The following is a 22593-nucleotide window of genomic DNA, read 5'->3' as shown; positions in this document are numbered from 1 at the left end:
GAATGACATGATGACAAAGCGCGGACTTATTCTGGATGGCGGCACAGGCCGCGAACTCGAACGGATCGGCGCACCTTTCCGTCAGCCGGAATGGTCGGCGCTGGCCTTGATGGAAGCCCCAGAATTCGTCCGCAAGGTCCATGACAATTACATTGAGGCCGGCACCGACGTCATCACCACCAACAGCTATGCTGTCGTGCCGTTCCATATCGGCGACGAGCGCTTCGGGGCCGATGGCGCCATGCTGGCCGCCCGCGCTGGCCGGATCGCACGCGAGGCTGCGGACGCATCGACGGATCGCAAGATCCTCGTTGCCGGTTCGCTGCCGCCCGTTTTCGGCTCCTACCAGCCGGATCTTTTCGATCCCAAGCGGGCAGGGCACTATCTCGACACGCTGGTCGGCGGCATGGCGCCTTACGTGGATCTGTGGCTGGCCGAGACCCAGAGCAGCCTGGCCGAGGCGCGCGCCGCCCGCGAGGCGACGCTTTCGACCGGCAAGCCCCTCTGGGTCTCCTTCACCCTGCGTGACGATCTCGCCCCCTCGGACATGCCGGAACCGCTGCTGCGCTCGAACGAGACCGTCAAGGCCGCCGCCGAACTCGTTGCCTCCTTTGGTGGCGAGGCCATGCTTTTCAATTGCAGCATGCCGGAAGTCATGGAAGCCGCGATCGAAACGGCGCGCGCGACCTTTGCCGCCTTGGGCGTGGACATTCAGGTCGGCGTCTATGCCAATGCCTTCCCATCGCAGCAGGACGACGAAGAGGCCAATGCGACACTGAGCGAGATCCGCAACGATCTCGATCCTGACAGCTACGGTCAGTGGGCCGGACGCTGGGCCGCCTCCGGCGCCAGCATCATCGGCGGCTGCTGCGGCATCGGCGTGGATCACATCCACGCATTGTCGGGCCGCTATCGCTGCGTCTGATCTGGCGCTCTACTTTGCGGACGCGATGAGGCGAGGCCGGTCTGACCGGCCAAGCCTTAAAGTGCTCCGCTTCTGTTGAGCGAGATCGCGTAGACGCTCGTCGTCGCGGTGATGAAGAGCTTGTGCTTACCGCGCCCGCCGAAGCAGATATTGGACACGGTCTCTGGAACCAGCAACTTGCCCATGAGATGGCCGTCCGGTGCGATGCAATGGACGCCGTCGCGTGCGGAGGACCAGAGATTGCCGTCGCTGTCCAGCCGCATGCCGTCGGCGCAGCCCGGCGAGATCACATGAAAGACCTCGCCGCCGGTCAGCCGCCAGTTTTCGCCGACATTAAAGACGCGGATGTGCTGCGGATCGTTGCTATGCATGCGGCCGGTATCGGCGACATAGAGCTTCTTCTCGTCCGGGCTGAAGGCAAGTCCGTTCGGGCAATTGAAGTCGGTCAGCACGGCCGATATCGAACCTGAAGCGTCGACACGATAGACATTGCAGGGCGATTCCTGCTCGCTCTTATAGCCTTCATAATCGGTGGCGATGCCATAATGCGGATCGGTGAACCAGATGGCGCCATCGGAGGCGACGATGACATCATTGGGCGAATTCAGCCGCTTGCCCTGATAGCTGTCGGCGATCACCGTGATCGAGCCATCATATTCCGTCCGGCTCACGCGACGGCCGCCATGCTCACAGCTTATAAGGCGGCCTTGACGGTCGCGCGTGTGACCGTTGGAGAAGTTCGACGGCTCGCGAAAGATGCTGGTACCGAGGCCCGGGATCCAGCGCATGATGCGGTTGTTGGGGATGTCGGAAAACAGCAGGCAATTCTGGTCGCCGAACCAGACGGGTCCCTCCACCCAATCGAAGCCGGTGGCAATCTGCTTTACGGGAGCGTTGCCGAGCACGAACCGACCGAAGGCCGGATCCACGATTTCAAAGAACGGCATTTTGACATTACCTCCCATAATGTTGCATCCTGTTATCGATAACATAATCGGATGCGTCCGCAAGCGGGAGGATAGTGCATGAGCCATATTGTGGCGTCGAGTGTCTTGAGCGACGAGGGAGTGATGACGCTGCTGACCGCGGCGATCGGCGAGGCCGCCGCAATGGGACAGCCGCAATGCATCGCCATTGTCGATGCAAGCGGGGTGTTGCTTGCCTCTTTCCGCATGCGTGGATCGCGCTTCCTGTCGTTGAAAAGTGCGCTTGCCAAGGCACGGACAGCGGCGTCCATCGGCGCGCCGAGCCATTCCGTTCCGGAGCATGCGAAGCTCCTGCTGGCGGCTGCCACGCAGGGTGAGGCAACGGGTCTTCGGGGTGGGCTTCCCATCCGCATTGCCGGCGTGCTTGTCGGCGGGATCGGCGTTGGGTCCGGCTCGGGGGAGCAGGACGAGGCGGTTGCCCTTGTCGCGCTGAAGGCAATCGGAGCGGATCTGGACTGAAAAGCCTGGTTATTTGCGAATAGGCCCGCCGGCAAATCATCCTTGCCGGCAGGCCTTGTTCATTTGATGGCTTAGGCGAAGACGATCTGCGCCTTCATCGCGCGGCTGCGGTCCGAGGCGATTTCAAAGGCGCTGATCGCGTCATTCAGCGGCACGGAATGGGTGATCAGCGGCTTTACGTCGATCAGGCCCTTGCGCATCAGATCGACGCCGAAGGCGAATTCCTCATGGAAGCGGAACGAGCCGCGCAGGTCCAGTTCCTTTGCGGTGATGCTCAACATCGGCAGTGTCATATCGCCACCGATACCCAGTTGCACAATGATGCCGCGCGGTCGGAGCGCGGCGATGCCGCCGATGAGGGCAGGGGCAGCACCCGAGCATTCATAGAGCACATCGAAGGTACCCTTGTCGGCCGAATAGGCGGCGAGCGCCTCTGGGTCTTCCTTCGTATTGATGACCCGGTCGGCGCCGGCCTGTTTTGCAAGGGAAAGCGTGAAATCCGACAGATCGGTCGCGACGATTTCCACAGCACCGGCGCGGCGCGCGGCAAGGATCGACAATACCCCGATCGGTCCGCAGCCGGTGACGAGGACGCGCTTGCCAAGCAGCTCGCCGGCGCGCTTCGTTGCGTGCAGGGTGACTGCCAGCGGTTCGGCCATCGCGGCTTCGCCAGCGGTCAGGCCGTCGGCGGGAACACACTGAATGGCGTCGGCGACCAGCGTTTCGCGGAATGCGCCCTGAATATGCGGGAAGGGCATGGCGCTGCCATAGAAGCGCATGTTCAGGCACTGATTGTGCAGGCCCTGCTGGCAATAGCGGCAGGTCCGGCAGGGACGCGACGGGGAAACAGCGACGAGCTGGCCGACTTCGAGCCCTTCGACGCCGGGGCCGAGAGCCGTAACCGTCGCGCTGACTTCGTGCCCGAGGATCATCGGCTGTTTCAGGCGGACGGCGCCGAAGCCGCCGTGATGGTAATAGTGCAGGTCGCTGCCGCAAACCCCGCCGGTGGCGAGCTTCAGCTTGACTTCTCCCGCACCCGGCTCTTCCTCCGGATAGTCCTCGATCCGCAAGTCCTTGGCGGCGTGAGCGACGATGGCTTTCATGTCATTCTCCTTAGAGCAAATCCAGGAAAAGTGCGCAGCGGTTTTCCGTCCGGATTTGCGTAAAAACAATAAGTTAGAGCGTATCAGCGGTTCCGTTAAGCGCTGATACGCTCTAAAGAACGGGTGTCAGCAACGGCTGGCCGGCAAAATGGGCGGCGAGATTGTCGCGGACGAGCTGTCCCATGGCCTTGCGGGTCTCGATAGTACCCGAGGCGTGGTGGGGCTGCAAAAGAACATTGTCCAGCGCCAGAAAGCGCTCATTGAGTTTCGGCTCGCCTTCGAAGACGTCGAGTGCCGCCGATCCGAGCTTACCGGTTTCCAGAGCATCCAGCAGTGCGTTCTCATCGATGTTGGAGGCGCGCGAGATGTTGATCAGCATGCCTTCCGGGCCGAGCGCTTCGATCACTTCTTTTCCGACGATGTGACGGGTCGCGGCCGAGGCTGCGAGCGTCACGAACAGGAAATCGGATTGCTCGGCGAGCTTCACCGGATCGGCCACGAATTCCATGTCGGTCGCGTAGCTCTTTGCCTCGACGTCGGAATAGCCGACCTTCATGTCGAAGCCCTTCAAGCGCTTGGCGACCTCGAAGCCGATGCGGCCAAGGCCGAGCACGCCGGCGCGGCGTCCCCAGACGCGGCGCTTCAGCGGATAAAGGCCCTTGTTCGCCCAGCTGCCGTCGCGCACCCAAGTTTCGGCACCAAGCATGCCGCGAGACTGGCAGAGCATCATGGCGATACCCAGATCGGCGACATCGTTGGTGAGCACGTCGGGCGTGTTCGTCACGCGGATGCCGCGTTCGCGGCAGGTCTGGAGATCGACCGCATCGAAGCCGACGCCATAGACCGAGATCACTTCCAGCTTGGGGCAGGCCTCGATCATGGCGCGATTGGCCCCGAGTTCGCCGCGCGTGGCGATCGCCTTTACCGAGGGACCAACGTCTGCCAGAAGAGCTGTCTTGTCTTCGGATTCGAAGTAGCGATGAACGCGAAACGCCGCGTCCAGAGGCTCCTGATCCCATTGCGGATAGGGTCCGATCTGAAGAATTATCGGCTTGTCCATCTTTTTGCATCCTCCCTTGACATCGAATGTTATCGATAACATAAACAAGGGCAACAGCATTTGTCGAGATAAAAAACGGAGGAAACGATGTCTCTTGGCCTCTTCGATCTGAAAGGGCGGCGTGCTCTTGTAACGGGTTCGTCCCAGGGCATCGGGCTTGCGCTTGCCAAGGGATTGGCCGCAGCAGGTGCCGAACTGGTGCTCAACGGCCGTGACGCGGAAAAGCTCGCGAGGACCGCGGCCCTGTTCGAGGGCAAGGTTCACACGCTGCCTTTCGACGCGACCGATCACGAAGCTGTCCGCAACGCCGTCGACGCGTTCGAAGCCGAGACCGGTGCCATCGACATCCTCGTCAATAATGCCGGAATGCAATTCCGTTCGCCCCTGGAAGAGTTTCCCGCCGATGCATTCGAGCGGCTTCTTCGCACCAACATATCGAGCGTCTTCAACGTTGGTCAGGCCGCCGCCCGCCATATGATCAAGCGCGGCGCCGGCAAGATCATCAATATTGCCAGCGTTCAGACCGCACTGGCACGCCCCTCGATCGCTCCCTACACCGCGACCAAGGGCGCCGTCGGCAATCTTACCAAGGGCATGGCGACGGATTGGGCCAAGTATGGGCTGCAATGCAATGCCATCGCGCCGGGCTATTTCGATACGCCGCTGAATGCCGCGCTCGTTGCCGATGCCGATTTCTCGGCTTGGCTTGAGAAGCGCACCCCGGCCGGTCGCTGGGGACGTGTTGAGGAACTGGTCGGTGCCTGCGTCTTCCTGGCCTCTGATGCCTCCTCCTTCGTCAACGGGCATGTGCTCTACGTCGACGGCGGGATCACGGCATCGCTTTAAAGGGATGCAGCATGCCGCAGGCGGTTTCGGCTGCGGCAAACTCCTGGTCGGCGGGATGAGGACGCGCGGGCCATGACGACGAATATGGATCACCGTTCGTAACGGGCGCCGCGATTGATGTCGCGGCATTGGAGGAGGAACAGCCATGAGCAACAAGGTGGCGCTGATCGGCGCGGGCGCAATGGGCGGAGCCATCGGCACGCGCCTCGCCGAGACCGGCAACAGCCTGACGGTCTTCGACCTCGACAAGGAGAAGGTGGCGGCGTTGACGGCCAAGGGCGCGAGTGCTGCACCCAGCGCGGCGCAGGCGGCTGCCGTATCCGACTATGTCATTCTCAGCCTGAATTCTCCGAACATCGTGCGGGCCGCCGTGTTCGGCGCCGGCGGTGTCGCGGAAGGCGCCAGGCCTGGAACCTTGATCATCGACATGTCCTCGATCGATCCTGATGCCACCAAGGCACTGGCCGCGGACGCGGCGGCAAAGGGACTGCGCTGGGTGGACAGCCCGCTATCCGGTGGCGCTCCCAAAGCGCTGATCGGCCAGCTGACGCTGATGGCCGGCGGCAGCGAGCAGGATGTCGCCGACGCGCATCAGGTGCTCAAGCACGTCGCTTCGAACTACACCCATATGGGACCATCGGGTGCCGGTCAGACCACGAAGCTGATCAATCAGGTGCTCTGCGCGCTGAATTTCCTTGCCGTTGCGGAGGCGACCCAACTCGCGCTCGACGCCGGCGTGGATGCCGCCAAGATCCCGCAGGCGCTGAAGGGCGGGCGGGCCGACAGCGCCCTGCTGCAGGAATACATGCCGCGTTACGTGGCCAAGGATTATCGCCGCACGGGCCGGATCGACAACATGGTCAAGGATCTGAACGGCGCGCAGGATCTTGCCCGGCGCACCAACACGGCCATGCCGCTGACTGCCGTCTGCGCCGAAGTTCACCGCATGCTGACCGCTTCCGGTCTCGGCGGCGAGGATCAGGCGGCGCTGATGGAATTCTTCAAGGGACCGAACAAGGAGATCGCCGGATGATTACCCGATACGCACTATTCGAAGGCAAGGTCAGGGATGGCGAGACGGAAGCGTTTCGTGCTGCGGTCATGGAAACCATTTTGCCGAAATGGAAGCAATTTCCCGGCGCTCTCGATGTTCGCGTGTCCTTTGCCGAGGCCCGGGACGAGGGCGCTCCGGAATATCCGATGATCCTTGCCATCAATTATCCCGATGCGGCCGCGGTCGAGGCAGCTCTTGCAAGTCCTGCTCGAGCCGAGGCCCGTGCGGCAACGGAAGCGGTGCTCTCGCGGTTTTTCGAGGGCCGCATCCACCATCACGTAACGGTTGCCAATGAATTCGTGCTGTAAGCCTCTTGCCGCAGCGCCTGTTCGACGGGAGCCAACCCTCGTTTTCTCGTCTTAGGATAAGCAAAGGGCATGCACTTGCCATTTAGAGGCGATGCATATTACTCTCGTGGTAACGATAACATAGGCTGTCGATGAGCAATATCCGCAAGCCGCCGACCATGGCTGACATTGCCCGCGTCATGGGAGTTTCCCCCATGACCGTGTCGCGCGCATTCAAGGCGGACAGTCTGGTCAGCGCCGAGACCAGGGAGGCTATTCTCAAGGCCGCCGAGGATCTGGGGTATGTCTTCGACAGCACGGCATCCAATTTTCGCTCGCAAAAATCTGATTTCGTCGCCGTCACCATTCCCTCCATCAACAACGCCAATTTCGCGGATACCGTCGGCGGGCTCGCCGATACGCTTGCCACCCGCAACATGCAGATCCTGCTGGGTTACACCAATTACGACATGCAGGAGGAGGAGCGGCTCATCGAGCAGCTTCTGCGCCGCAAGCCGCAGGCAATCGTCGTGACCGGCGGCAAGCATACGCCGCGCGCGCGCCGCCTGCTGGAGACGGTCAATATCCCAGTGATCGAGACCTGGGACATCCCGACCGAGCCGATCGGGCATTATGTCGGCTTTTCCAATGCCGGCGCCGTTCGCCAGATGGTGGATCACTTCGTCAGCGCCGGCCATCGCCGCATTGCCTTCATCGGCGGTGATGTCGGGCGTGATACGCGCGGCAGCGAGCGCCGGGCCGGCTTCATTGCCGCAATGGAAGCACACGGGCTCGATGCGTCCCGCCTGATCGCCGCCGGAGCACCGCCCATTTCGATGCGCGAAGGCGCCAATGCGATGGCACGGCTGATCGAAATCCATCCGGATACGCAGGCCGTGGTCTGCGTGTCGGATCTCGCGGCCTATGGCGCGCTGACCGAATGTCGCCGGCTTGCCGTGCCCGTACCAGAGCGTTTTGCGATCGGCGGCTTCGGCAATTATGAAATCGGCGAGGTCTGCGTGCCCACGCTGACGACGATCAATGCTTTCGCGCGTGAGATCGGTGAAAAGACCGCTCGATTGATCCTGGATATTCTGGATGAGGGGTCGGCTGTCGAGGATGTCAGGATTACGCCGGAGCTGATCGTGCGCGACAGCAGCCGCTAGATTTTTGCCATAGGCCGAATGCAAAAGCGCGGCCCGAAGGCCGCGCCGGTTTTCATATCAAGACGGGATCACTTGCCCCAGATCTTCTGGTACTGATCCTTGTAGCCATTGCCGGGATCGAAGGTGTTCTTCGGGCCTCCGTCCGTTTCGACATTGTCGGCCGTGACCACATGCAGCGGCGACAGATAGCCGGACCATTTCTCTCCCGAAAAAGCCCGGTTGAGCTCGTCGACCAGTTGCCAGCCCTGCAGGTTCAGGGGCTCGGCGACCGTCACCTTCTGATACTGACCGGCGCGGATTCGCGCATAGGCGGATTCTGAACCGTCCCCGGCGGCCACGTTGATCGGCGCGTCCGTGCCGCCCTTGCCGGCGGATGCAAGCGACGGCCCCATGAAGTCGAAATAGAGGTCGTTGATAGCCAGCGAATGGGTCCAGCTATCGCCGTATTTCTGCAGAAGCGAGGTGGTGAGCTGCGGCATGCGCTGCGAGGTCTCGGCAATCGGCGTGTCGACATATTCCAGCACCTTCCCGCCAAGACGTTCGATTTCGGCTTTCATCTTGTCGGCCTTGGCGATGGCGATGGCATAGGTCGAGTCGGTGAAGATGATGACGCCGGGCTTGCCCTTGGCGTCAACGAAGGCCCAGTCGGCTGCGGCCGTCGAGACTTCCATCGCGTCGGTGCTGACATTGGCGAACAGCCCACTCTTTTCATCCGGGCCGATGACGGGGCCTGCATGCCAGGCAACCAGCGGGATCTTTGCGGCCTGCGCCTGCTCCAACGCCGGGGCCTGTTCGATTGCGTCAAAGCCGTCGATGATGATGCCATCTGGCTTCAGGGCCATGGCCTGGCCAAAGGCTGCGGTTCGTCCCCCGATCGAGCCCGCGCCATCCAGAACCTTGACCTGCCAGCCAATTGCCTTGGCTGCTTCCTCGACCCCGTTGCTGACGCCGAGGATGCCGCCGTTCTTCAGGTCGCCGGCCAGCACGACAATGGTCTTGCCGACTTGCGCCTTGGGACCGGTGGTGGGGCCGTCCCATTTGGTGACCGGCGACGCATATTTGTCGACGACGGCCTTCGCGTCGGTCAGTGGATCCGCATAGGCGTGGCTCGCGCATAGCATCAACAGGCCTGTGGTTGCCTGCAGGAAATATCTGCGTTTCATTGTCTGTCTCCTCCCTTTGGTAATCAAAACAATATGATCTTCACTATTCGACTGCCTTGGCGGGCAGTTGCGGCTTTTGCGCCGGCGCCATTCGGCCGGCAAGGCTGCGTCGGCGCTGGGCATAGCCAGCGATCCCGATGGCGACGAGCAGGGTCACGCCGTTAAACAGCGGCTCCACATAGAAGGAGCCGCCGATCTGCTGGATGCCGGCAATGCCGACGGCCAGAATGATGACGCCGATCATCGTTCCCCAGACGTTGACGCGGCCAGGCTTGATGGTGGTGGAGCCGAGGAAGGCTCCGACGAGCGCCGGCAGAAGATATTCCAGCCCGACGCTGGCCTGGCCGATCCTGAGCTTCGAAGCGAGCAAGACGCCGGCCACGGCGGCAAGCGTGCCCGAGGTGACGAAGGCACCGATGACGAAGCGGCGGACGGGGATGCCGTTTAGGGCAGCCGCTTTGGGATTGGCGCCGATGGCGTAGACGTAGCGGCCGATCGGCGTGTATTCGAGTATGATCCACATCACGAAAGCCAGGACCAGGACATAAAGCCCGGTGATCGGCAGGCCGAAGATCATGGTTCCGTTGAGTGCGTAGAAGCCCTGCGGCAGCATGCCGACCACCTGCCGTCCGCCCGTGTGCCAAAGGGCGATAGCGTAAAGCACGGTGCCGGTGCCGAGCGTCGCGATGAAGCTGTCGATCTTGGCGATCTCGACCAGCAGCCCGTTGAGGAATCCGGTCAGCGCTCCGAGCGCGAGTACGATCAGGACGGCGACTGGCCATGGCAGGCCGAACATCGTCTGCAGGCTGATCGCCAGCACATGCCAGAGCACGATGCCATAGCCGATCGTCAGGTCGATGCGTCCAGCCGCCATCGGGATCATCGCGGCGAGCGACAGGATGGCGATGATGGTCTTGTCCGAGATGATCGAACGCAGGTTGAGCAGCGTCGGAAAGGTCTGCGGCAGCAGGATGGAAAATAACAGGATCAGGAAGGCGGTCAGGATGACCAGGCCATAGACCGGCAGCAGCCGCTGGATTTTCTGGCCGAAGCTCATTCCCGCCAGTTCGGCCCGGGTGGGTTCGAGCGCGTTGGATTCGATCGATTGCATGGGGGTTCCTCTCCGATTTAGGCGGCTTCGGATGCAGATGCGGCGGCGATGACCGCCGGTGTCGTGAGTTCCGCGCCGCTCAGTTCCCGCACGATTTGACCGCGTGAGAACACCAGGGCGCGATGGCAGATATGGGCGATTTCCTCGAAGTCGGTGGAGACAACGAGCACGGCAAGCCCTTCCTCCACGGCCTCGGCGATTAGCTTGTAGATGTCCGCCTTGGCGCCGACATCGACGCCGGCTGTCGGGTCCTCGGCAATCAGCAGCTTGCGGCCCGTGGCAAGCCAGCGGCCCACCACGACCTTTTGCTGATTGCCCCCGGACAAGGCTTCGATCGCAAGCGCCTGATCATTGGGTCTGAGACCGACCCGGCTGCCGAGCGAATAGGCCATTTCGGCCTCGCGCTGCGGCGGCAGGAAGGACAGCATGCCTCGCCCGGACGCGCCGGGATTGAGGAAGGTGTTTTCCCTGAGGCTGAGCGACATGGCGACCGACTCCTCCGTTCGGTCCCTTGCGATCAGGCCAATGCCTGCGGCCATGGCGGCCACGGGGCTGGAAAGATCGGGCTCCGCACCGTTCAGCCGGACGGTTCCGCTCGATGGCTCGCAACCGAACAGCGCGCGTCCGATCAACTCCTGGCCGGCGCCTCGGAGCCCAACAAGGCCGAGTAGTTCTCCTTGCCGGATGTCGAAGGACACTGGACCTGCGCCACGGCAGGCGAGATCCTTGACGGTGACGATGGCGGGGCCGGCGGTTCGTTCCGCCTTGACGAAGAGCTGGTCGGCCTTGCGCCCGACGATCATGCGGATCAGTTCGTCTGGCGTGGTGTCGGAGACCGGCTTTTGTCCGACAAGCTGCCCGTCGCGCAGTACGGCGACGCGGTCGGCGATCCGGAAGATTTCGTCCAGCCGGTGTGAAACGTAGATCATCGCAACACCGCGCTCCTTGAGCGGGCGGATGGCGGCAAACAGCTTCTCAACCTCATCGGCGGGCAGACTTGCCGTTGGTTCGTCAAGAACGAGAACGTCTGCTTCGACGGCGAGCGCGCGGGCGATCGCCACCAGGGATTTTTCGGTTCGCGTCAGTTCCTGGACCCGCGTCGACGGATCGAAATCGCATCCGACGAGCTTCAGGGCCTCCGCCGTGCGGCGTTCGGTCGCCCGCCAGTCGATCAACTTGCCGCGCAGCGAATAGCCCTGCGCCAGACCGACATTTTCGCCCACGGTCATCCACTCGATCAGCCCGAGATCCTGATGGATGAAGGCGACCGGTTGGCGCTGATTGGGCTTCGGCGGGCGATGTTGATATGGCTTGCCGCGAAACAGGATCTGTCCGCCATCGGGCTTGTAGATGCCTGCGAGCGTCTTGATGAGGGTGGATTTGCCCGCGCCGTTCTCGCCAAGAAGCGCCAGGATTTCTCCGGGCTTCAGATCCAGCGAGACGTTGGACAGGGCGCGTGTTCCACCGAATTCCTTGGTGATGTCGCAAAACTCGAGCAGCTTTCCGTCGTTCATCCCGCTCCTCCCAAAGCTTCGATGAGAGAAGGCTATGTTATCGATAACATTCCGTCAAGAGGCTCCGACTGACAACGCCGTTTCATTGACGGGATGGCGTCGCTTTCGCCGCGTGCTGATCATCAGCCGCTCTTTTCTGCGTATGGCGGCTATCTTCTGCGTATATCGGATAGGAAATATCTTCAGGCAGATATACTTTGAACCTAAAGCAATTGAGCAACTTAAATAGATGTTTCTTACATATTATGAATGAAGATATGAGCATATCGTCGTTTTACGATGAAGCTAGTAAGACGTGTTCGGGAAATGTTTGGGGCAAGCGGTTGGTTTGCCTGAGAAAAATTCAGGATTTAACGCCTCATTGTGGACAATACTGTCCTCTCTAGCATGATGTTTAAATCGATCGTGCATTCACACTGTCTATGGTTTAGTACTATTTATTGGGAAACCGCGATCTGCGGTCTACCTTTTTGTCGTTTGGTGGCCCTTCGGGTCCGCTCCCAGGAATCGGCCGTTCAGGAGCTTTGATGAGGTACGCTACTCAATCCGTTTTCAAGATTGTGAAAGCCGATGCCGATGAAATGTCGGAGCACTATGCCAGGACCTTGTCGCCCGCAAAGGTGGAGCCCCTTCGGCAGCATTCGCTGATCTCAGTGGAGGATCGTCATTTTTCTGTCGGACGCTTCAGCGTCTGGAACGGACGATGCCAATCCGGAATGCAGGTGACCCTTTCGCAGGCGCCGGATGCCTATGCCCTCTACTTGCCATCCTCCGGGGTAATGGAGATAGACGCGGGCAGCAAACGGCTCATTTCGAAGCCGACCACCGCTCTTCTTGGTGACATGTCACGCTTTGAGAGGCTGACGCTCCACGAGGGACGCGGCCATATGGGCGTGGCCTTCGAAAAGTCCGCAATGATCCAGCAATTGAGCGAATTGCTGGATGCCCCCGTCATCGGCGGCATCGATTTTGCCGACACGATCGACCTGGCAACGGCAAAAGGAGCGCGGGTAGCGGCGCTCAGCCATCTGGTCTGGAGCTGTCTGAACGTCGACGAGGCGGACCGACCATCGTCGGCATTCGTCGAGCGCCTTTTGCAGGCGATGATGATCGCGCTGCTGGAAACAGTCCCCAACAATTACTCGGCGCGGCTGACGAAGCCAATATCCCCGGCAATCCCGAAGCGCCTAAAGAGGGCGATCGAATACATGCACAACAATGTTTCGTCGTCGATGGGTGTCGCCGATATCGCGCGGGAAGCCGGAACAAGTGTGCGCGCATTGCAGGCTGCCTTCCAGCAGTTCAAGGACACCACGCCCCTGAATTATCTGCGGACGATCCGCCTGGACGGCGCTCGTAAAACCCTGACGGATCCGGCTATCTCCCTGTCGGTTGCCGAAGTTGCCCGGAACTGGGGATTTTCCCATATGGGACGTTTCGCTGCGCTCTATCACCAATCTTTTGGTGAGATGCCGTCGAGCACGGCAAAGATGGGAAGAGGCGGGAGCAAGTAACGGACTGCGAGCGGCGCTGCCGGAGCGATGCGATCAGGATCTGGTCATCGGCTCGAACTCCGAGGGCAGTGTTCAACAAACGCAGATTTTATACCGAACACGCAGGAAAGAGGACCTGGAGCTATTACGATCACATGATTGCATTGAAGTTTGCCGCGCAGTGCCCACTCTATGCGACGGATGCTGTGGTTAGTAGCTACTGCTCCTAACGACAGTATCCCCCGCCCGTCGACACCCCAACTTCGATGGGCGGGATTTGTTTATCCGGGCTGTTGTCTTCCAAGTTTCATAAGACCGGCGAACACTCCACCGCGCTCCGGCGTCGCGAGCTATGGAGAGAAGATTAAGCGGTCGCCCCAGTTTGCTTTATCCATATGGCGTCATTTGCATCCTGAATGCGAATGCAAAGTCGCGATCTTGGTGTGGCGGAACACGGTCTTAAATAATTCTTAGCCATATTGCATCTGATTACCCAGCTATTCCAGCGAGTTATTGTTCTGGCTGCAATTTCATAAAGGTATTTTCCGATGCGACTTACGATTAAAGCCACTCTTCTTAGCTTGTTTGGAGTTCTTGCCACAATTTCCGTTGTGCAAGGCCTCGTCTCGGTGAACAGGCTGACCGTGATCAGCGAAGCGAACCGCTCGATCGCCGACGATACGATCCCGTCCGTGCTGTCACTGAGCCAGTTGAATACGGACTACGGCGATTTGCGCGTCGAACATGAGGGCTATCTGCTCGCGCGCAGCGAGGACCGGCAGTCCATCCTTGCGGATATAGCGGAGACGCGGGCGAAAATTGCCAAGGACGTGCAGGATTATCTACCCGCGATCACAAGCGACAGCGAACGTGCCGTCTATCAGAGGTATGTGGATGCGGATGCGGAATATCAGCGAATTTGGGAGCGTGCCAAGGCCCTGAAGGACGGTGGCAACGATAGCGAGGCTACTGCGTTGCTGTTGGGCGACGGCAAGAGGGCGTATGACAAGGCCGGGGACACAATCCAGGAGGACGTGGATCAGAATGTCGCCGACAACAAGGTCAGTCTAGATGCGACGAATGCTGCGGTCGCTTCGAGCTTGAGCGCTGCCTATGTCGCCCTTTGCATTGCCATTGTCGGTGCGGTCGGTGCCATGGTTCTGACATTGCGGCGCGTCATTTCCCCCCTCGGACGGATCACCGGCTACATGAACCGGCTTAGCAACGGCAATACGGCGGACGCCGTGCCGGATCGTGACCGACTGGACGAGATCGGCGAGATGGCCGGTGCCATCGAGGTATTCCGTCAGGCGGCAATTGAAAACAAGCGGCTGGAAGAAGAGGCCGAGGCAAACCGTCATCGTGCGGAACAAGATCGAATTTCCGCGCAGGAGATGGCAGAGGCGGATGCCGCCGCGCGGCTCAAAGTCGCAACGTCCGGTCTTGCCGCGGGGCTGAAGCGGTTGGCCGCCGGCGATCTCGCCTTCCAGCTTAACGATGCATTTGCGCCTGACTTCGAAGCGTTGAGACATGATTTCAACGCTTCGGTTCGGCAATTGAATGAGGCGCTCGCAGCGATTTCGCAGGCGACGGCAACGATCGACGGCAATTCGCTTGAGATCAGCCAGGGGGCGAGCGATCTGTCCAGACGCACGGAACAGCAAGCCGCCTCGCTCGAGGAGACGGCGGCGGCGCTTGATCAGATCACGAACAATGTCGGTAACTCCGCCCACCGCGCCGATGAGGCGCGCGCCGTCGCCAACGAAGCCAATGTCAGCGCGAAGCGATCGGGAGAGGTGGTCGCGAACGCCGTCGACGCCATGAGCCGGATCGAGCAATCCTCAAACCAGATCTCCAACATCATCGGCGTCATCGACGAAATTGCTTTCCAGACCAATCTGCTGGCGCTCAATGCCGGCGTCGAGGCCGCTCGTGCCGGAGATGCAGGCAAGGGCTTTGCGGTTGTCGCCCAGGAAGTGCGTGAACTGGCGCAACGCTCGGCCCAGGCGGCCAAGGAGATCAAGGCGCTGATCCGCTCGTCCTCGGTCGAAGTCGCAGGCGGCGTTCGCCTCGTCAGCGAGACCGGCGACGCGCTCCGGATCATCGAAGCGCACGTCGAGACGATAAACCAGCATATGGAAGCGATCGCGATTTCCGCCAAGGAACAGTCGATCGGGCTTTCGGAGGTCAACATCGCCGTCAATCAGATGGATCAGGTCACGCAGCAGAACGCGGCGATGGTCGAAGAGACGACCGCCGCAAGCGCCACCCTGGCTGCGGAGGCTGTCAATCTGCGTAGCCTCGTGGCTCAGTTCATGCTGGAAAATGGTACCACACGCCAGAACCAGGTCGCAGCGCTACGGGCGACCGAAAGCCGATTGGCAGCACCGGATCACTCGATCAAGGCGGGTTACGGAACTGCCCGGCGGTATGGCTGAGGCGTCTCTCGGCGAAGAGCAATGATCTGGCCGCAGCCTCCATATCAACCTTTGATATGGAGGCTGCGGCCCGAAAAGCACCTTCAAATGTCAAAAAAGTATCAGTTCTTGGTGCAGGGCGTAGTAGCGGTTCATGACATCCACGCGTAACCTCTGATTATCAGATCGGGCAGCGTCTCTGGGAGGAGGTGCGACGAGACAATGATCGAAGGCGAAGGGAGGTGTGCAGGATGAACCCCGATTTGGAAGTGGTCGCCATCGGTAGCGGTGAATCCTTCAAGGCCTGGGAGCATGGCTATCCCTACCGCACCGTTCGCTGGCATTTTCATCCCGAATACGAGATCCATCATGTGGTCGCCACCACGGGGCAGTATTTCGTCGGCGATTTCATCGGTGAGTTCGAGCCCGGCAATCTGATCTTGACGGGACCGAACCTGCCGCACAACTGGGTCAGCGATGTGCCGCCCGGCACCTGCCTGCCGCTGCGCTGCCGCGTGCTACAGTTTTCCGAATTCTTCCTGGCGGACGCGACCAAGATCTTTCCGGAGCTTTCCGCCTGCGCCGGCATCCTCGAGATGAGCCGCCGCGGCGCGCTCTTCACGCCCGAGACCGCCGCTGTCGTCGGCCCGATCCTCGGCGATCTGGTCGAGGCGCAGGGTATCCGCCGCATCGAGCTCTTCATGAATGTGCTGAATGCGCTGAGTTCGGCGCAGGGCACCCGGACGCTTGCGAGCGCGCTTTATCATCCCGATCCGTCCGGCTTCATGTCGGCGGGCGTCAACAAGGCGCTTTCCTATATCAACACGCATCTGACCGAGCCATTCAGCGAAAGCGATCTGGCCGAGCTTACCGGGCAAAGCCCGAGCTCGTTTTCCCGCAGTTTTCGCCGGCATACCGGCATGGCGCTGGTGCAATATGTCAATCGCCTGCGCGTCAACTTTGCCTGCCATTTGCTGATGAGCCAGTCGGACATGTCGATCACCGACATCTGCTTTGCGACGGGCTTCAACAATATCTCGAATTTCAATCGCCGTTTTCTGGAGCAGAAGGGCATGGCGCCCTCGCGGTTCAGAGCTTTGCTGGCGCAGAACATAGGAGCGGTGGAGGCCGCCTAAAAAGGGGAGGACAGGGAGGAGAAACCAACAATCCGGGCAGGATGAGACGGGCGACCAGCTAGGCGCCCGAAGGAGAAGTCTTGTCCGAAAATAAGCCCTTGGGCGCCGGCCGCAGAGCCCGCCTTAGGTCAAGACACACGCAAGGCCTCGGGCTCGATTGACGAGCTTGAGGTTTCATCGAAGACTTTACCAGTAGGGATGGAGATATCTAATGACCAAATTCGCATGGAAACTAACAGGTGCCGCGGTGCTTGCCGCTGGCCTTCTGAGCGGCGCATCCGCCTTCGCGCAATCCGCGAAAGTGACGGACGCAACCGTTGCCTTCCTGATGCCCGACCAGGGCTCGACCCGTTACGAAGAGCATGATTATCCGGGCTTCCAGGCTGAGATGAAGAAGCTCTGCGCCGGCTGCAAGGTGATCTACCAGAACGCCAATGGCGATGCCTCGCGCCAGCAGCAGCAATTCAACTCGGTGATTTCGCAAGGTGCCAAGGCGATCGTGCTCGACCCGGTCGATTCCACGGCGGCAGCGTCGCTCGTCAAGCTCGCGCAGAACCAGGGCGTCAAGGTCATCGCTTACGACCGGCCGATCCCCTCGGTCCCCGCCGATTACTATGTGTCCTTCAACAACGAGGAGATCGGCAAGGCGATCGCCAAGTCGCTCGTCGATCATCTGAAAGCGAAGGGTGTGAAGGCGGGTGATGGTGGCCTGCTCGAAATCAACGGCTCTCCGACAGATGCCGCTGCAGGTCTCATCAAGAAGGGTATCCATGCCGGTCTCGCAGATGGCGGCTATCCGGTGCTTGCCGAATTCGACACGCCGGATTGGGCGCCGCCGAAGGCACAGCAATGGGCAAGCGGCCAGATCACCCGCTTCGGCAAGAAGATCCTCGGCGTCGTCGCGGCCAATGATGGCACCGGTGGCGCTGCCGTCGCAGCCTTCAAGGCCGCCGGTGTGGACCCGGTTCCGCCGGTAACCGGCAATGACGCGACGATTGCTGGCCTGCAATTGATCATCGCCGGCGATCAGTACAACACCATCTCCAAGCCCAGCGAAATCGTGGCGGCGGCAGCGGCCAACATCGCTATCCAGCTGCTCTCCGGCGAAACGCCGAAGGCCGACACCAAGCTCTTCGACACGCCGACGCAGCTCTTCACCCCGGCGCTGGTGACGGCGGAAAATCTGAAGGCGGAGATCATCGACAAGCAGGTCAATGGCAAGCCAATCCAGACGCCGGAGCAACTGTGCGGCGATCGTTACGCCGAGGGCTGCAAGACGCTCGGGATCATCAAGTAACCTCCTCCCAAGCCAAACTCCGGCCGCCCAGCGCGGCGGCCGGGGAACCGCTCACGGAAGCAGGCCCAATCAAGGAAAGGCTCGCGACACATGACTGGCGCTAGCGATCAGATAACCCCGACAGGTGAGCTCATTCTCAGCCTCAAGGGCATCTCCAAACATTTCGGCGCGGTCTCCGCGCTCACCGACATCGATCTCGACGTCCATGCGGGTGAAGTCGTTGCCCTGGTCGGCGACAACGGTGCCGGCAAGTCGACGCTCGTCAAGGTTCTGGCCGGCGTGCACCAACCAAGCGCGGGCACCATCACCTTCGGCGGCAAGACGGTCACGCTTGACGATCCGAGCGCAGCCCTTTCCCTCGGGATTGCCACTGTGTTTCAGGATCTGGCACTCTGCGAGAACCTCGATGTCGTCGCCAATATCTTTCTCGGCCGCGAGCTTGCACCGCTGCGGCTTGACGAAACGGCGATGGAAGTCCGTGCCTGGACGCTGTTGAACGAGCTTTCGGCCCGCATTCCAAGCGTCCGCATCCCGATCGCCTCGCTTTCGGGCGGACAGCGGCAGACGGTGGCGATCGCGCGCTCGCTGCTTCTGGAGCCGAAGATCATCCTGCTCGACGAGCCGACGGCCGCTCTTGGTGTCGCCCAGACGGCGGAGGTGCTGAACCTCATCGAGCGCGTGCGCGATCGCGGCCTCGGCGTCGTGATGATCAGCCATAATATGGAGGATGTCCGCGCGGTCGCCGATCGCATTGTCGTGCTCCGGCTCGGACGCAACAACGGCGTCTTCTATCCGGATACGTCGAACCAGGAGCTCGTCAGCGCCATTACCGGCGCCACGGAGAATGCCGTTTCGCGCCGCGCCAGCCGCCGCCAGGCACAGCAGGACATCAGCCAGGAGGGTCAGATATGACCGGCAATGTAAAAGGGACCACGACGCTGCTCGACCGTAGCGATATCCGCGTCAATCACGATGCCGGGCTGGCGGCAACGATCCGTTCGTCGATCGACAAGGTGCGCTCCGGCGATCTCGGATCGCTGCCGGTGGTCGTCGGCCTCGTCATCATCTGGACCGTCTTCGGAACACTCAATCCGACGTTCCTCTCCAGCAGCAATCTCGCCAATCTGCTCTTCGACGCCTCGACCGTCGGTGTGATTTCCCTTGGTATCGTCTGCGTGCTGATGGTCGGCGAGATCGATCTTTCCGTCGGCTCGATCAGCGGCTTCGCCTCGGCCATGGTCGGCATGCTCTGGGTCAACGAAGGCTGGCCGGTTGCGGCTGCCATCCTCGCTGCCCTGATCGTCGGCGGCGTCATCGGATCGCTCTACGCCTTGCTCTTCAACCGGCTGGGCATGCCGAGCTTCGTCTCGACGCTTGCGGGGTTGCTCGCTGTGCTCGGCATGCAGCTCTATCTGCTCGGTAATACCGGCTCCATCAACCTGCCCTATGGCTCGGCGGTCGTGAACTTCGGTCAGTTGCTGGTCATTCCGAAACCGTTGGCTTACTTGCTTGCGCTGCTTCCGGGCATTGCGATGCTGTGGACGGGCTATCGTGTTGCGGAGCGCCGTCGCAAGGCCAATCTGTCGGCACGCTCCATCGGCGGACTGGTGGCGCGATCGGTCGCGCTGACGGCAGCCCTCGAATTCGTCGCCTTCTACCTCAACCAGGAACGCGGCATCCCCTGGATGTTCGCATTCTTCGTCGCACTTGCCATGATCATGAACTATGCGCTGACCCGTACCCAATGGGGCCGGTCGATGGCCGCGGTCGGTGGCAATCGTGAGGCGGCGCGGCGCGCAGGTATCAACGTCCGGCGCATCTATGCGAGCGCCTTCGTCCTCTGCGCGATGTTTGCAGCACTCGGGGGCGTGATGGCCGCCGCGCGTCTTGCCTCGGCAAGCCAGCAGGCCGGCACCGGCGACGTCAACCTGAATGCCATCGCGGCCGCCGTGATCGGCGGAACCAGCCTCTTCGGCGGACGCGGCAGCGCCTATTCCTCGCTGCTGGGCATCATCGTCATCCAGTCGATCGCCAGCGGGCTGACCATGTTGGATCTGTCATCGGCCCTTCGCTACATGATCACCGGCGCGGTTCTTGCCATCGCCGTCATCGTCGATTCCGTCGCTCGCCGCTCCCGCGCTTCGCACGGGCGAGCCTGATATCCCCTAGAACTAAGAGCATAAAGTAGGACCATCATGAGACAGGATCTTTCCGGTAAAGTCGCAGCGATCACCGGCGCCGCCTCCGGCATCGGGCTCGAATGCGCCAAAGCATTGCTGAACGAGGGCGCTAGCGTGGCTCTTGTCGACCGGGCCGAGGACAGGCTGAAGGAACTTTGCGCCGAATTGGGGCCAAGCGCCTTTCCCATCGTCATCGACCTCACCGATCCGGCAAGCGTCGCAACGATGCTGCCGCAAATTCTCGACAAGTTCGGTAAGCTCGATATCTTCCACGCCAATGCCGGCTCCTATATCGGTGGCGAAGTGGTGGAGGGCGATCCGGATGCCTGGGACCGGATGCTCGACCTCAACATCAATGCCGCCTTCCGCTCGGTGCAGGCCGTCCTGCCACATATGGTGGAGCGGCAGACCGGGGATATCATCATGACCAGCTCCATCGCCGGGCTGGTGCCGGTGGTGTGGGAGCCGATCTACACCGCCTCGAAGCATGCCGTGCAGGCGTTCACCCATACGGTGCGCCGTCAGGTCGCCAAGCATGGCATACGGGTCGGCGCCGTGGCACCGGGGCCGGTCGTTACCGCGCTCATCAGCGATTGGCCGCAGGCAAAGCTTGACGAAGCCGTTGCGGCTGGTGGATTGATGGAAGCGACCGAGGTCGCCGAAGCGGTGATCTTCATGCTGTCGAGGCCGCGTAACATCACGATCCGCGACCTCGTCATCCTGCCGCTCAGCACGGATCTTTGACAATGGCTGCGTATTTTATTGGCATCGACGTCGGCACTGGCAGCGCAAGGGCAGGGGTCTTCGATGATAGCGGCAAGCTGATGGGCTCCGCGAAACGCCCGATCACCATCTGGCACGAGGCCGGTCATATCGTCGAGCAATCGAGCGAGCAGATATGGCAGGCCATCTGCGGCAGCGTTCGCGATGCTGTCGCTGAAGCCGGGATCGCGGTCGCCGAGGTGGCGGGCATCGGCTTCGATGCGACATGCTCGCTGGTCGCCGTCAAGGCCGACGGATCGCCGGTTGCGGTCGGCCCTTCTGGCGATCCCGCTCGCAACATCATCGTCTGGATGGATCATCGTGCCGCCGGGGAGGCGGCGGAGATCAATGCCGGCGATCATGAGGTGCTGCGCTATGTCGGCGGGCGTATCTCGCCGGAGATGGAGACGCCAAAACTCCTGTGGCTGAAGCGGAACCTGCCGCAATCCTTCGCGGCTGCCGATCATTTCTTCGATCTTGCCGATTATCTGACATGGCGCTCCACAGGTTCCCTCAGCCGCTCGGTCTGCACCGTCACCTGCAAATGGACCTATCTCGCGCATGAGAAGCGTTGGGATGCGGCCTATTTCCGGGATATCGGCCTTCCCGAGCTTGCCGATGAAGGCTTTTCGAGGATCGGCACAGACATTGTCGATCCGGGCTCAGCCCTTGGTGGCGGCCTCATCGAAAGCGCCGCCCGCGATCTCGGCCTTGCCGCCGGTACGCCGGTTGCCGCCTCGCTGATCGATGCCCATGCGGGCGGGATCGGCACGCTCGGGGCCGAGGGCGCGGACGGCAAAATCAATCTCGAAAGCCGTCTTGGCTATATCTTCGGAACCTCGGCCTGCTCGATGGCGTCGAACCAGTCTCCGATCTTCGTCGATGGCGTCTGGGGGCCTTATTACTCGGCCATGGTGCCGGGGCTGTGGCTGACCGAGGGAGGCCAATCGGCGGCAGGTGCCGCCATCGACCATCTCGTCATCCTGCACCCGGCTTCCGCTGAGGCGCAGTTCAAGGCGGAGGCTGCTGGCCTGCCGCTGGTCGCCTGGCTCGATCGTCAGGCAAGCGAACTCTGCCCTGATACGAAAGAGGCAGTGACGCTTGCGAAATCGATCCATGTCGTGCCGGAGTTTCTGGGCAACCGATCTCCCTTTGCCGACCCCGATGCGCGTGCTGTTGTCGCCGGGCTTGGTCTGGAAAATGATATTTCGGACCTCGTTTCGCTCTATATCGCCGGCCTTTGCGGCATCGGCTACGGTCTCAAGCAGCTCATCGAAACACTTGCCTCTAACGGCATCCACATCGACACCATCGTTGCCAGCGGTGGGGCGGCGCAAAGCAATCTGGTGCGCCAGCTTCTCGCCGATACGACCCATATCCCCGTCGCGGTGACCGATACGGACGAGCCCGTACTCCTTGGCGCAGCCATGCTGGGCGCGCTTGCATCCGGTCAATACCAGTCGCTAGATGATGCCATGCGGGCCATGTCGAGATTTTCTCAAATCTTCGAGCCTGCCGGTGGTGCCACGGCTTCTCTTCATGGGAAGCGCTACAAGGCCTTCGAGCGATTGCAGAGCGCCGAGAGAGAGGTGAGGGCTCTTTTTTCCAACACCGCATCCGCCGGATGATGCGGA

20 protein-coding genes are annotated in these 22593 nt (G+C 61.2%); 14 read left to right on the top strand and 6 right to left on the bottom strand.

What is annotated here, in order from left to right:
* Positions 1-7: 7 nt before the first annotated feature.
* Complete coding sequence (locus AC1RO0_RS12910) at positions 8-925, top strand: homocysteine S-methyltransferase family protein (protein ID WP_498593264.1); 918 nt, start codon at positions 8-10, stop codon at positions 923-925.
* A 56-nt stretch (positions 926-981) separates the two neighbouring features.
* Here the strand turns inward: AC1RO0_RS12910 and AC1RO0_RS12905 are convergent, their stop codons facing one another.
* On the bottom strand, positions 982-1872 hold the full coding sequence (locus AC1RO0_RS12905; protein WP_498593263.1) for an SMP-30/gluconolactonase/LRE family protein: 891 nt from the start codon (positions 1870-1872) through the stop codon (positions 982-984).
* 78 nt (positions 1873-1950) lie between these two features.
* Here AC1RO0_RS12905 and AC1RO0_RS12900 point away from each other — a divergent pair, with 78 nt between their 5' ends.
* Positions 1951-2370, top strand: a complete 420-nt coding sequence (locus AC1RO0_RS12900; protein WP_498593262.1) for a GlcG/HbpS family heme-binding protein — start codon at positions 1951-1953, stop codon at positions 2368-2370.
* A gap of 71 nt (positions 2371-2441) precedes the next feature.
* Here AC1RO0_RS12900 and AC1RO0_RS12895 read toward each other — a convergent pair whose 3' ends face one another.
* Together AC1RO0_RS12895 and AC1RO0_RS12890 are read right to left on the bottom strand one after the other, a co-directional pair.
* Positions 2442-3473, bottom strand: a complete 1032-nt coding sequence (locus tag AC1RO0_RS12895; RefSeq protein ID WP_498593261.1) for an L-idonate 5-dehydrogenase — start codon at positions 3471-3473, stop codon at positions 2442-2444.
* A 112-nt stretch (positions 3474-3585) separates the two neighbouring features.
* Positions 3586-4533 carry a 2-hydroxyacid dehydrogenase gene (locus AC1RO0_RS12890; RefSeq protein ID WP_498593260.1) on the bottom strand — a complete coding sequence of 316 codons (948 nt, stop codon included), beginning with the start codon at positions 4531-4533 and terminating at the stop codon, positions 3586-3588.
* 87 nt (positions 4534-4620) lie between these two features.
* Between AC1RO0_RS12890 and AC1RO0_RS12885 the strand changes: the two genes are divergently transcribed.
* From AC1RO0_RS12885 to AC1RO0_RS12870, 4 genes are all read left to right on the top strand, one after another.
* A complete protein-coding gene (locus AC1RO0_RS12885) occupies positions 4621-5379 on the top strand; it encodes an SDR family oxidoreductase (RefSeq protein WP_015917930.1) in 759 nt (252 codons plus the stop codon).
* 145 nt (positions 5380-5524) lie between these two features.
* A complete protein-coding gene (locus AC1RO0_RS12880; RefSeq protein WP_498593259.1) occupies positions 5525-6412 on the top strand; it encodes an NAD(P)-dependent oxidoreductase in 888 nt (295 codons plus the stop codon).
* A complete protein-coding gene (locus AC1RO0_RS12875) occupies positions 6409-6741 on the top strand; it encodes a hypothetical protein (protein WP_498593258.1) in 333 nt (110 codons plus the stop codon). Before AC1RO0_RS12880 ends, AC1RO0_RS12875 begins: the two co-directional genes overlap by 4 nt.
* Before the next feature lie 131 nt (positions 6742-6872).
* A complete protein-coding gene (locus AC1RO0_RS12870) occupies positions 6873-7886 on the top strand; it encodes a LacI family DNA-binding transcriptional regulator (protein ID WP_498593257.1) in 1014 nt (337 codons plus the stop codon).
* 68 nt (positions 7887-7954) lie between these two features.
* Here the strand turns inward: AC1RO0_RS12870 and AC1RO0_RS12865 are convergent, their stop codons facing one another.
* The 3 genes from AC1RO0_RS12865 to AC1RO0_RS12855 are packed head-to-tail and all read right to left on the bottom strand — an operon-like array spanning position 7955 to position 11674.
* A complete protein-coding gene (locus AC1RO0_RS12865) occupies positions 7955-9049 on the bottom strand; it encodes an ABC transporter substrate-binding protein (protein WP_498593256.1) in 1095 nt (364 codons plus the stop codon).
* 43 nt (positions 9050-9092) lie between these two features.
* Positions 9093-10160, bottom strand: a complete 1068-nt coding sequence (locus AC1RO0_RS12860) for an ABC transporter permease (protein WP_498593255.1) — start codon at positions 10158-10160, stop codon at positions 9093-9095.
* Positions 10161-10177: 17 nt separating this feature from the next.
* Positions 10178-11674 (bottom strand): sugar ABC transporter ATP-binding protein, encoded by a 1497-nt coding sequence (locus AC1RO0_RS12855; protein ID WP_498593254.1) that lies wholly within the window; start codon positions 11672-11674, stop codon positions 10178-10180.
* A 527-nt stretch (positions 11675-12201) separates the two neighbouring features.
* On the opposite strand from AC1RO0_RS12855, the gene AC1RO0_RS12850 reads away from it, so the two are divergent.
* From AC1RO0_RS12850 to AC1RO0_RS12815, 8 genes are all read left to right on the top strand, one after another.
* Complete coding sequence (locus AC1RO0_RS12850) at positions 12202-13188, top strand: AraC family transcriptional regulator (protein WP_498593253.1); 987 nt, start codon at positions 12202-12204, stop codon at positions 13186-13188.
* 527 nt (positions 13189-13715) lie between these two features.
* Entirely contained in the window at positions 13716-15605 is a 1890-nt protein-coding gene (locus AC1RO0_RS12845; protein ID WP_498593252.1) for a methyl-accepting chemotaxis protein, read from the top strand.
* Between the two features lie 230 nt (positions 15606-15835).
* The gene (locus AC1RO0_RS12840; protein ID WP_153363675.1) at positions 15836-16720 is read left to right on the top strand and encodes an AraC family transcriptional regulator; all 885 of its coding nucleotides are present in this window, start codon (positions 15836-15838) and stop codon (positions 16718-16720) included.
* Positions 16721-16931: 211 nt separating this feature from the next.
* Entirely contained in the window at positions 16932-18017 is a 1086-nt protein-coding gene (locus AC1RO0_RS12835; protein WP_498593251.1) for an ABC transporter substrate-binding protein, read from the top strand.
* A gap of 90 nt (positions 18018-18107) precedes the next feature.
* The gene (locus AC1RO0_RS12830; RefSeq protein WP_498593250.1) at positions 18108-18929 is read left to right on the top strand and encodes an ATP-binding cassette domain-containing protein; all 822 of its coding nucleotides are present in this window, start codon (positions 18108-18110) and stop codon (positions 18927-18929) included.
* Complete coding sequence (locus AC1RO0_RS12825; RefSeq protein WP_498593249.1) at positions 18926-20176, top strand: sugar ABC transporter permease; 1251 nt, start codon at positions 18926-18928, stop codon at positions 20174-20176. Before AC1RO0_RS12830 ends, AC1RO0_RS12825 begins: the two co-directional genes overlap by 4 nt.
* A gap of 36 nt (positions 20177-20212) precedes the next feature.
* Positions 20213-20941: an SDR family oxidoreductase gene (locus tag AC1RO0_RS12820; RefSeq protein ID WP_498593248.1), complete on the top strand. Its 729-nt coding sequence runs from the start codon at positions 20213-20215 to the stop codon at positions 20939-20941.
* Positions 20942-20943: 2 nt separating this feature from the next.
* Complete coding sequence (locus AC1RO0_RS12815; protein ID WP_498593247.1) at positions 20944-22587, top strand: FGGY-family carbohydrate kinase; 1644 nt, start codon at positions 20944-20946, stop codon at positions 22585-22587.
* Positions 22588-22593: the final 6 nt, after the last annotated feature.

This window comes from Rhizobium sp. GW821-FHT14E12, assembly GCF_058803745.1.
The sequence above is the reverse complement of the archived record's forward strand: the minus strand, read 5'-3'. Positions and strand labels throughout refer to the sequence as shown.